The sequence below is a fragment of the Chromobacterium amazonense genome (assembly GCF_001855565.1).
GTDB classification, from domain to species: domain Bacteria; phylum Pseudomonadota; class Gammaproteobacteria; order Burkholderiales; family Chromobacteriaceae; genus Chromobacterium; species Chromobacterium amazonense.
In genome coordinates, this window is sequence record NZ_MKCR01000004.1 from 173,745 (window position 1) to 184,457 (window position 10,713).

Below are 10,713 nucleotides of genomic sequence, written 5' to 3' on the forward strand. Positions count from 1 at the left end.
CGGGGAAAAGGGCGCGACGGGAAGGCGGATCGCCCGCCCTGCCGGGCATCCGCCCTACTGGTAGAGCGCTCGCTCGATGAAGTTGCGCGGCACCTTGGGCTTGGGCACGCGGATATCGAACCAGCCGCGCACATCGCCGTCCAGGCCGATGCCGTGCATGAAGTTGTACAAGGCCTTGTTCAGCGCGCGGCCCATCAGCTCATGATCGGTGCCGGTGGGATCGATGAAGCCGACATCGTTCTTGGCGAAGTTACCCGGCGGCAGCGGCACCAGCTTGACGCCGTATTCTTCCGGATTCTGCCCCACCGGCGAATGCACGGTGCAGGCGAAGCGGTGGAAGAAGCCGGACTGGATGCAGCCGGTGTCGAACAACTGGCGCACGTATTCCAGCGCGTCCACCGTGTCCTGCACCGTCTGCGTCGGGAAGCCGTACATCAGGTAGGCGTGCACCAGCACGCCGGCCTCGGCGAAACCGTGGGTGACGCGCGCCACCTGCTCCACCGATACGCCCTTTTTCATCAGCTTGAGCAGGCGGTCCGACGCGACCTCCAGGCCGCCGGAGATGGCGATGCAGCCGGACTCGGCCAACAGCTGCGCCAATTCCGGCGTGAACGACTTCTCGAAGCGGATATTGCCCCACCAGGAGATGGACACCTTGCGCCGCAGCAGCTCTTCGGCCAGCGCCTTCAGCATCTTGGGGGGCGCGGCTTCGTCCACGAAGTGGAAGCCGGTCTGGCCGGTCTCGGCGATGATGGCCTCGATGCGGTCCACCAACAGCTCGGCCGACGCCGTCTCGTAGCGCGAGATGTAGTCCAGCGTCACGTCGCAGAAGCTGCATTTCTTCCAGTAGCAGCCGTGGGCGATGGTCAGCTTGTTCCAGCGGCCGTCGCTCCACAGCCGGTGCATAGGGTTCAGCATGTCCAAGAGCGACAGGTAGCGGTCTATCGGCAGGCCGTCCCAGGTGGGGGTGCCCACTTCGGAGAACGGCACGTCGGCTTCCTGCAGGTTCACATAGCGCACCGCGCCGTCCTGGCGCAGGAAGGTGCGCGCCAGCCGGCTGACGCCGCGCTTGCCTTCGAGATGCTCCATCAGCGCCAGCAGCGGCTTCTCGCCGTCGTCCAGCGTCACGTAGTCGAAGTAGTCGAACACGCGCGGCTCGGCCAGCTCGCGCAGCTCGGTGTTGACGTAGCCGCCGCCCAGGCAAATCTTGATGTCCGGCCGGTGGCGCTTGATGGTCTGGGCGATGCGGAAGGCCGCGTACACCGCGCCCGGAAACGGCACCGAGATCAGCACCAGCTGCGGCTGGTGCTTCTCCACCGCCTCGCGCGCGAGCGCGGCCAGCGTGTCGTCCACCCAGTTGGGCTCGGCCGCCAGCGCCTTGGTCAAGGGTTCGAAGGTGGGTTGCGACAGCGCCAGCGATTCGGCGTAGCGGACGAACTCGAAGCGCGGGTCCACCGCCTCGCGCAGCACGTCGGCGATATCGTTCAGGTACAGCGTGGCCAGGTGGCGGGCGCGGTCCTGGGTGCCCAGCGCGCCGAAGGCCCAGGCCAGCGGGTCGCCGCCGTCCGGATCGTCCGGGTCGACGTACACGTCCAGCGACGCGAAGCGCGGGCCTTCCGGCAGGTAGTTGCGGCCGGCGATGCGGTAGGACAGCGTGGCGTCGCGGCCCTGCAGAAAGCCGATCACCGCGTCCACCGTCGCGGCGTAGCGCTCGTAGGAGATGTCGAACTGCATCATGCAGTCCGTGCGCTGGCGCATAGGGATGCGCCGCACATGCTCGCGCAAGGTGGCCATGCCTTTCCTGGAGAACAGCTTCAAGACCAGCGCCAGCGCCAGATCCTCCTGGAACGCGGCCACGCCGCGCGAGCGCAGGAAGCCGGTGAGGTAGGCGGTGGACGGGTAAGGCGTGTTCAGCTGCGTCATCGGCGGGATGAGCGACAGCACGCGCGGGGAAGAAACAGGCATGGGGCGTGAAATCCGGGCGGTGGTTCAAAAAGCATAGCCGGGCTTGCGCCCGGCCATGAAGAATTGTCCCACAGCGGACGATGCGAGACTAGGCGTGCTTGGCGCTGAACTGCTCGAAGGCGGCCAAAGCGTTGGCGGAATACATCAAGGACGGCCCGCCGCCCATGTAGACCGCCATCGCCAGCGTCTCTTCCACTTCTTGCTTGGTGGCGCCCAGCTTGACCAGCGCCTGGGCGTGGAAGCCCAGGCAGCCATCGCAGCGCGCGGCCACGCCCAGCGCCAACGCGATCAGCTCCTTGGTTTTCTTGTCCAGCACGCCGTCGCGCGTGGCGGCGCGGGCCAGATCGTTGAACCCCTGCATCACTTCGGGCGCGTCGGCGCGCAAGGTGGCCAGGTGCTTGGAGATGGTTTGGGTCAGCTCGGGATAGTTGACATCACCGCTCATGGTTTTTGCTCCGGTTGGGATGGGGATGACGAGGCGCGGCAACTGGACCAGCCAAATGGCAAATAGGCCGGGCAGAAGCGGAACAAGCCGGTTGCCAGCGGCGCCAGGCCCAGCCACCCCCAAGGGCCGATCGCGCCGATCGCCGCGCCGACAATCAACGCCGCGCCAACGGCAACGCGCAACGCTCTATCCAAACCGCCCACATTGCTTTTCATATCTGCCTCCTGTTCCGATGCGCCATCGAGAAAGTTGATATCTTGATTTATATAATATCAATTGATATATTGAAATCAAGCCACAACCCTGCAAAGCTTCGCCATGGATACACCCATTCTTGCCCTTTCCGACATGCGCGCCGCCGCCGGCCAGGCCTGCGGCCTGCTGCGCGCGCTGGCCAATGAAGACCGCCTGCTGCTGCTGTGCCAACTGAGCCAGGGAGAAAAATCCGTGGGCGAGCTGGAGGAGACGGTAGGCATCCGCCAGCCCAGCCTGTCGCAACAACTGGGCGTGCTGCGCAACGAGGGCCTGGTGACCACCCGCCGCGACGGCAAGCGCATCTTTTATTCCGTGGCGGACGCCAACGCCCTGGCCGTGCTGGCTACTTTGTACCAGCTGTACTGCCCCAAGGAGTGAGCATGGCGCTGGACTGGACCCATTTCACACCGTGGAGCGCGCTGGCCGGCGGCGCGCTGATCGGCCTGGCCGCCGCCTGGCTGATTGTGCTGAACGGCCGCATCGCCGGCATCAGCGGCATCGTCGGCAATCTGCTGGCGCCCGGCGCAGACAAAGGCTGGCGGCTTGCCTTCGTCGCCGGCCTGGTGATGTCGCCGTGGCTGTACCGCGTGTTCGCCGCGCCGCCGGACATCATCGTCGATAGCCGGCCGTGGCTGCTGATCACGGCGGGCTTGCTGGTCGGCTTCGGAACCCGGCTGGGTTCCGGCTGCACCAGCGGCCACGGCGTGTGCGGCTTGGCTCGCCTGTCGCCTCGCTCGCTGGCCGCCACGCTGGCCTTCATGGCGGCCGGCTTTGCCGCCGTCTGGCTAGTCCGTCATTTCGGGGGATAAAACATGAAGCACATGATAAGCGCCTCGTTGGCGGGACTGATCTTCGGCATCGGCCTGATCGCGGCCGGCATGGCCAACCCGGCCAAGGTGCTGGCTTTCCTGGACATCACCGGCCGCTGGGATCCTTCGCTCGCGCTGGTGATGGCCGGCGCCATCGCCGTGGCGCTGCCGGCCTTCGCCTGTGCTAAACGGCGCGAGCGATCGCTGCTGGGCGAGGCCATGCAGTTGCCGACATCGCGCCGCGCCGACCGCCGCCTGCTCGCCGGCAGCCTGATCTTCGGCATAGGCTGGGGGCTGGCCGGCATCTGCCCCGGCCCGGCGCTGGTGCTAGCCGGCAGCGGCCTCGCCGATGGCCTATTGTTTCTGCTGGCCATGCTGGCCGGCATGGCGCTTTACCGCGCTTGGGACGCGCGCGGCTGACGCGGCGGCGGCGGGCGGCTATACCTTCATCATCGCCCTGTTCGGAGCCGCGCATGAAAGCCCTCACCCTCGTTTTGGCCCTGAGCGCCGCGTCGACGGCGCTGGCCGCGCCGCCAAAACTCGCGCAGCAACTATGCGCCGCCTGCCATGGCATTGACGGCAACGGCCCGCCGCCGACACCCAGGCTGGCTGGCCAGCAGGCCGATTACATCGCGCAACAGCTGGATTGGATGCGGCTGGGCCAGCGCGATGACGGCGGCGCGCACAAAGCGGTGTGGGATCGATTGAAGAACGATGCCGACATCCAGGCCATCTCCCGCTACTACGCCGCGCAAAAACCCGCTCCGCAGCCGGCCAAGTCGGCCGATCCGGCGCTGCTGGCCAGCGGTCGCAAGTTGTACACAGAGGGCAACCTGGCCGTGGGCGCGCCGCCTTGCTTCACCTGCCATGGCGAGCAGGGTGAAGGCGGCAGCGCCGCGCCGCGGCTGGCGGGCCAGCACGCCGCCTATCTGGCGCAAAGAATGAAGGTATCCGACACGCCGCAGCCGCCGGCGCGGATGGAGATGCAGGAAATCCTGAAAACGCTGAGCCAGGACGACGTCAAGGCGCTGCTGGCCTATATGGCCACGCTGTAGACGGGAAAAAGAAAAGGCCACCCAGCGGCGGCCCCAAGTTTCGGAGAAAAACGGGCTCCGGCCTACACTGGCCAAGAACATGCGGGCCATGCGGCCCGCCGTTTTCCGGGGGTGATTCTAACGCCGACAAACCCCAGCGGCAATCCTCAATCGCCCAGCGCCGCCAATAGCTCGGCCTGCTGTTCGGCGATCAGCGCGTCCGTCAGCTCCTGCAGATCGCCGTCCATCACATAATCGAGCTTGTACAGCGTCAGATTGATGCGGTGGTCGGTGATGCGGCCTTGCGGGTAGTTATAGGTGCGGATGCGCTCGGAGCGGTCGCCGGAGCCGATCAGGCTCTTGCGCTCGGCGGCTTCCTTCTGGTTCTTCTCGCGCAGCTGGATGTCGTAGATGCGCGCCGCCAGCACCTGCATCGCGCTGGCCTTGTTTGCGTGCTGCGAACGGCCGTCCTGGCACTCCGCCACAATCCCTGTCGGAATATGGGTGATGCGCACCGCCGAGTCGGTCTTGTTGATGTGCTGGCCGCCGGCGCCGCTGGCCCTGAAGGTGTCGATGCGCAGGTCGGCCGGGTTCAGCACCACTTCGGCAATCTCGTCCGCCTCCGCCATCACCGCCACCGTGCAGGCGGAAGTGTGGATGCGGCCCTGGGTCTCGGTGGCCGGCACGCGCTGCACGCGGTGGCCGCCGGATTCGAACTTCAGCCGCGAATACGCGCCCTGGCCGATCAGCCGCACGATCACTTCCTTGTAGCCGCCGAGGTCCGACTCGCTGGCGGAGACGATCTCGACCTGCCAGCGGTTGCGTTCGGCGTAACGGGTATACATGCGCAGCAGGTCGGCCGCGAACAAGGCCGCCTCGTCGCCGCCGGTGCCGGCGCGGATTTCCAGGAAGATGTTCTTGTCGTCGTTGGGGTCCTTGGGCAGCAGCAGCTTCTGCAGCTCCAGGTCCAGCGCTTCCAGCTTGTCCTTGCCTTCGGCGATTTCCGCTTGCGCGAATTCCTTCATTTCCGGATCGGCCAACATCTCTTCGGCGGCGGCGATATCGCCCTCGCACTGCCGATAGGCGGCGAAGGTTTCCACCACCGGCGTCAGCTCGGCGTGTTCGCGGGTGAGTTTCCGGAAGGCTTCCATGTCCTGGGTGGCCGTTTCGCTGGCCAACAGGTGGGTCACCTCTTCCAGACGGTCGGCCAGCTGCGCGAGCCTGGCCGCAATAGACGCTTTCATTACGACTCCGGGTGTAAACGGTAAAGCCGCGCGATGGTTTGCACCTGCGCGTCATGCTCCGCGCCGCTGCCCGAGGACAAAGCCTGGGTCGGCGGGTGCATCAGTTTGTTGGTCAGCTGGACGGACAAGGCCTCCAGCACTTTTTCCGGCGCGTCGCCGCGCGCCAGTTGTTTCATCGCGCCTTCCAGCGCGTGGCGGCGGGTGCGCTCCGCCTCGTCGCGCAGGGCGCGGATCAGCGGCACGGTTTCCCGCTTCTTCAGCCAGTGGTTGAACTCGGCCACCCGGCTCTGGATGATGGCCTCGGCCTCGGCCGCGGCCTGCTGCCGCGCCTCCTTGCCCACCTCCACGATGCCGGCGATATCGTCCACGCTGAACAGGAATACATCGTCCAGCTTGTCCACCTCCAGCTCGATGTCGCGCGGCACGGCCAGGTCCAGCATGAACATGGGACGGTGGCGGCGCGCCTTGATCGCCCGTTCCACCATGCCCTTGCCGATGATGGGCAGCTGGCTGGCGGTGGACGTCACCACCACGTCATAGCGCGCCAGCGCCTCCGGCAGCTCCGCCAAGGTGATGGCGTTGCCGCCAAACTGTTCGGCCAGCTGCTGTCCGCGCTCCAGCGTGCGGTTGGCTACGGTGATACAGGACGGATTGCGCGCCGCGAAGTGCGTGGCCACCAGCTCTATCATTTCTCCGGCGCCGACGAACAGCACGTTCAGCTCGCTCACCGACGGGAAAATCTGCTCGGCCAGCTTGACCGCCGCCGCCGACATCGACACCGAGCTGGCGCCGACCGCGGTGCTGGAACGCACTTCCTTGGCCACTGCGAACGTGCGCTGGAACAGGCCGTTGAGCAACGTGCCCAGCGTGCCGGCGCTTTCCGCGCTGCGCACCGCGTCCTTCAACTGGCCCAGAATCTGCGTCTCGCCCAGCACCATGGAATCCAGCCCCGATGCCACGCGGAAAGCGTGCCGCGCCGCTTGCCCAGCTTCCAGCCGGTACAGATACGGCTCCACCTCGGCGCGGCTCAGCCCGTGAAACTGGCACAGCCAATCCAGCGCGGCATGCGGATCCGTGCTTAGGCAATAGATCTCGGTGCGGTTGCAGGTGGAGACGATAGCCGCTTCCCGCGCGGCCTGCGAGGCCACCAGACTATCCAGGGCGTGCGGCAGGGTTTCCGCCGGGAATGCCAGCTTCTCCCGTATCGACAACGGCGCGGTGTGGTGGTTGAGTCCGAGGGCAAGCAGATGCATGGGCGAACAATGCCGCAGACGAAAACAGGACATTTTAGCCTAACTGGGTCGCGCCGTCCCGCGCTTGCCCTTGGCCTACCCTCTGCCAACGCTTGTCATCGGCGAAAGATGACAAGAATGTTGCATGGTCGAGACACGAACCAAAAAAATTACGCACATTCTTGCTAACAAATAAACGCAAATAATTTCATAAGCTTAACAATTTTCACACAATTACACATGGTTCAACCGCGCAAATCATGCCGGGCGAATGCCTTGTCATCTCTTCCATTCAATGCCATTTTCATGGATCGCCAATTATGTTGCAGCCATGAGACTGCGACGATACGCACCGCGCAGACAGGCGCGGACGCCGTGATGACAAAGGAAGAGAAGAAATGAAGGTCAAGATTCTGGCCCAGGCGATCGCCGCCATCGGCCTCTTGGGAAGCGGCGTTGCCCACGCCGCGGATGATGCAGGCAATCAACTGGAACGGGTGACGATTACCGGTTCCAACATCAAGCGGATCAATAAGGAAGGCCCGACGGCTGTTGAGACTATCAAGCGAGCCGATATCGAAAAAAGCGGCGCTAGTACGGTTGTCGAGTTGCTCGAGAAAGTTCCGTCGATTACTAGCGTGATGACCGGATCCAGCCAAACTTCTTTTGCAAAGGGTGCGGCTTCCGCTTCTTTGCGAGGCATGGGCGAGAAATATACGCTGGTCCTGTTGAATGGGCGTCGCATTGCAAATTACGGTTTTGCCAATGGCGCTTCAAGTACCTTTGTCGATTTAAACAGTTTGCCACTACAAGCTATCGAACGGGTTGAAATCTTGCGTGATGGCGCTTCTGCGATCTATGGCTCAGATGCGGTCGCTGGTGTAGTCAACTTCATTACCCGGAAGAATTACCAAGGCACGGACGTTAGTGTGCGCAATGCAGGTAATCAGGGGGGCGATGGGCAGGCTATATCTGGCAATATCACAACGGGCATCGGCGATCTGGACAAGGATGGCTATAACCTGCTGGTCACTGCCGATTTGTTCCATCGCGAGGCCAGCTTCAAGCGAGATCATGATTTGACCCAGACGGCTGATTATCGCCGTTTTGGTGGCACCCTCGGCTACCTGTCGACCTTGTATCCCGGCTCTGTGCGCGATATCAAGGTCTCTGACTCTCAAGCTATTCCAGGTTGTCCGCCTAATCGCATCGGTTTGAACGTTTCGGGGTTGACTCGTTGTTTGTACGATCCGGCCCAATATCAGGAGATTGAGCCGCGCACATCGCGTTTCGGCATTTCCACCGTGCTGACCAAAAAGCTTTCTGCTGATTCCGAGCTTTTTGCGGAATTAGGGTTCAACCACAATGAGACTATCTATCATCAAGATTATCCATTTTTTGATAGCGCGACGGGGCGTTTGAACCCCAGCGCCGGCATGTATCCTGGCAAGTCGCCTGACCCCGCAGTCAACGTCATTGGCGGCGGCGTCAATCCTGTTCAGGTGTACCGCGCGGTGTACGAAAATGGCCGGGTCCAGGATACGACTACCGGCGACAGCTACCGGGGCGTATTCGGCTGGCGTGGCATGTGGCGCGGCTGGGATGTGGAGAGCGCGCTCAGCGCCAGCGAAAGCAGTGTGAAGACGGATCGTACCAATCAGCTGCTGAAGGACGCTACCGTCAATGCCTTGCAAAATGGCAACCGGGCACTGGGCACGGGCTATGATCCGTTTGTCATGAACAACCCGTTGTCGAATGTATTGCCTTTGCTGACGACAACCCATCGCAAGGCCACTTCCAAGTTGCAGGGCCTGGATTTCAAGATGGGCAACGGGGAAATGTTCGATTTACCTGGCGGCAAGGCCGGCTTCGCCTGGGGCGCGCAGTATTCGCATGAATCGATCAATGATCAGCCCGATCCCCAGACCGTTGCGAACAACATCATCAATACCGGCGCGACCATGGCTAAGGGCAGCCGCAATGTCTATTCGCTGTACGGCGAATTCAGTTTGCCGCTGCGCAAGAACCTAGAAGTGCAGCTGGCGCTGCGTGGCGACCATTACAGCGATTTCGGCAATACCGTGAATCCCAAGGTGGCGTTCTCCTACAAGCCATGGGATCAGCTGTTGTTTCGCGGCAGCGCCACGACCTCGTTCAAAGCGCCGACCCTGCCGGAAGAGTATGCATCCACCCAGGCTTACGACAATAGTCTGATCGATGTGAAACGCTGCCGGATTATGGGAGGCAGCTATTGCAAGGTGTCATCTACACGGGTGAATATTACTGGCGGTTCAAACTTGAAGCCCGAGAAAGCGACGAACCTGTCGTTTGGCTTTGTGCTGCAACCGACCAAGAACCTCTCCGCTAGCGTGGACTTCTACTCGGTTCGCTCAAGAGACACCATCGATACGATTACGACCAGCTATATCATGGCCAATGAAGGCCGCGGTGGTCCGGGCAAGGTTTACCGTGATCCGGCGCTGCCGGGAGATTTGGCCAAATATCCGGGTTTGCAGCCTGGGGATGGCGCGGTCAATCTGATCGATGTGCCTTATGCCAACCTCGGAAGCACGATCACCACCGGCTATGATGTCGGGCTGCAATACGAACTGTCTTTGGGTGGATACGGCAAGCTGCGTTTCCGTGATGATTTGAACAACATCATGAGTTTCCGCAAGTCGGACACGCAAGATGGCGCGGCAGTCAATCAACTGGACAATATCTATCAGCCTAAGTGGCGCAATGTATTCTCCACCACTTACAGCTATGATCGTTATGACGTGATGTTGACATCCCGCAGCTATGCCGGGACCCGGGATGTGCTGGACAGCTCGTCTCAGGACGCGTCGTCGCGCATACCATCTTACACGATGTGGGATCTGGCCTTTACCGCTCGCCCGCTCAAGAACCTGGTAGTGAATGCCGGCGTCAACAATGTGTTTGGTAGGTCGGTGCCATTCTCCGTAGCTGCGAACGACTTTGTCGGTAGCACTCAGGATCTGTATGGTCGTTCGTATTTTGTCAGCGCACGCTATACCTTCAAGTAAGTCGCTCCGGTCTTGATAGAAAGCCGCCCTTCTGGGCTAATGCCGTTCACTTAAGGATTTTCGGGCGACTTTTCTGGCCTTGAGAGCACAGGAATCCACAAAAAAAGCACCGTTTCCCATGCATGGAGACGGTGCTTTTCTCTTAAGTGAACGGCATTAGCCCTTCTGGGCGGCTTTTTGTTTTTCCGCTCACTCCCGCCTCATATCCACATGCATGATTCCGCCATCGTCATACGGCTCCGACACCGGCTTGAACCCAAACGATTCATACAAGCCGCTTGCCTCGCACTGCGCCGACAGCATGATGGGCTGGCCGGCAAAGTGGATTTGGCACTGCGCCACCGCCTGCGCCATCAACGCCTTGCCCAAACTCTGGCCGCGCGCCTCCGGCGCCACCACCACCCGGCCAATGGCTGCGGCGTCCGGGTATTTCTCTCCCGGCGCGATTAAGCGCGCGTACGCCACCAGATTGCCGGCCTCATCGCGGCCGGACAGGTGCAGACAGTGGGTGTCCACGCCGTCCACATCGCCATAGATGGACTGCTGCTCCACCACGAACACCTGGTCGCGCAGCTGCAACACCTGATACAGCGCCAAGGGGGTGAAACCGTCAAAACCGTGGCAATGCCACGCTATCCTGTTTGCCATAGTAGAATCCCTCCCATTCCTGACACAGCCGTCT

Annotated in this window: 11 protein-coding genes; 5 read left to right on the plus strand and 6 right to left on the minus strand. The window is 62.3% G+C overall.

All coding sequences use genetic code 11. The annotated features are described in order from the left end of the window. Positions 1-54 precede the first annotated feature (54 nt). The 3 genes from BI343_RS03955 to BI343_RS03965 form a co-directional block, all read right to left on the minus strand. Positions 55-1,965 carry a B12-binding domain-containing radical SAM protein gene (locus tag BI343_RS03955; RefSeq protein WP_071108743.1) on the minus strand — a complete coding sequence of 637 codons (1,911 nt, stop codon included), beginning with the start codon at positions 1,963-1,965 and terminating at the stop codon, positions 55-57. Positions 1,966-2,053: 88 nt separating this feature from the next. Further along, on the minus strand, positions 2,054-2,410 hold the full coding sequence (locus tag BI343_RS03960) for a carboxymuconolactone decarboxylase family protein (RefSeq protein WP_071108744.1): 357 nt from the start codon (positions 2,408-2,410) through the stop codon (positions 2,054-2,056). Then, positions 2,407-2,625 carry a YgaP family membrane protein gene (locus BI343_RS03965; RefSeq protein WP_071108745.1) on the minus strand — a complete coding sequence of 73 codons (219 nt, stop codon included), beginning with the start codon at positions 2,623-2,625 and terminating at the stop codon, positions 2,407-2,409. Before BI343_RS03965 ends, BI343_RS03960 begins: the two co-directional genes overlap by 4 nt. A 103-nt stretch (positions 2,626-2,728) precedes the next feature. Between BI343_RS03965 and BI343_RS03970 the strand changes: the two genes are divergently transcribed. From BI343_RS03970 to BI343_RS03985, 4 genes are read left to right on the plus strand one after another with little or no spacing between them, the layout of a single operon-like run. Next, a complete protein-coding gene (locus tag BI343_RS03970) occupies positions 2,729-3,043 on the plus strand; it encodes an ArsR/SmtB family transcription factor (RefSeq protein ID WP_071108746.1) in 315 nt (104 codons plus the stop codon). Positions 3,044-3,045: 2 nt separating this feature from the next. Then, positions 3,046-3,474, plus strand: coding sequence for a YeeE/YedE family protein (locus tag BI343_RS03975; protein ID WP_071108747.1), 429 nt, complete (start codon positions 3,046-3,048; stop codon positions 3,472-3,474). A gap of 3 nt (positions 3,475-3,477) precedes the next feature. Beyond that, complete coding sequence (locus tag BI343_RS03980; RefSeq protein WP_071108748.1) at positions 3,478-3,894, plus strand: DUF6691 family protein; 417 nt, start codon at positions 3,478-3,480, stop codon at positions 3,892-3,894. 53 nt (positions 3,895-3,947) lie between these two features. Then, positions 3,948-4,529 carry a c-type cytochrome gene (locus BI343_RS03985; protein ID WP_083340785.1) on the plus strand — a complete coding sequence of 194 codons (582 nt, stop codon included), beginning with the start codon at positions 3,948-3,950 and terminating at the stop codon, positions 4,527-4,529. 146 nt (positions 4,530-4,675) lie between these two features. On the opposite strand, the gene prfA is transcribed toward BI343_RS03985, so the two are convergent. Beyond that, positions 4,676-5,752 (minus strand): peptide chain release factor 1, encoded by a 1,077-nt coding sequence (prfA, locus tag BI343_RS03990; protein ID WP_071108750.1) that lies wholly within the window; start codon positions 5,750-5,752, stop codon positions 4,676-4,678. Then, positions 5,752-7,005: a glutamyl-tRNA reductase gene (gene hemA, locus BI343_RS03995; protein ID WP_071108751.1), complete on the minus strand. Its 1,254-nt coding sequence runs from the start codon at positions 7,003-7,005 to the stop codon at positions 5,752-5,754. Before hemA ends, prfA begins: the two co-directional genes overlap by 1 nt. Before the next feature lie 377 nt (positions 7,006-7,382). Here hemA and BI343_RS04000 point away from each other — a divergent pair, with 377 nt between their 5' ends. Continuing rightward, on the plus strand, positions 7,383-10,031 hold the full coding sequence (locus BI343_RS04000) for a TonB-dependent receptor plug domain-containing protein (RefSeq protein WP_071108752.1): 2,649 nt from the start codon (positions 7,383-7,385) through the stop codon (positions 10,029-10,031). Positions 10,032-10,220: 189 nt separating this feature from the next. Here the strand turns inward: BI343_RS04000 and BI343_RS04005 are convergent, their stop codons facing one another. Continuing rightward, a complete protein-coding gene (locus BI343_RS04005; RefSeq protein WP_071108753.1) occupies positions 10,221-10,679 on the minus strand; it encodes a GNAT family N-acetyltransferase in 459 nt (152 codons plus the stop codon). Between the last annotated feature and the right edge of the window lie 34 nt (positions 10,680-10,713).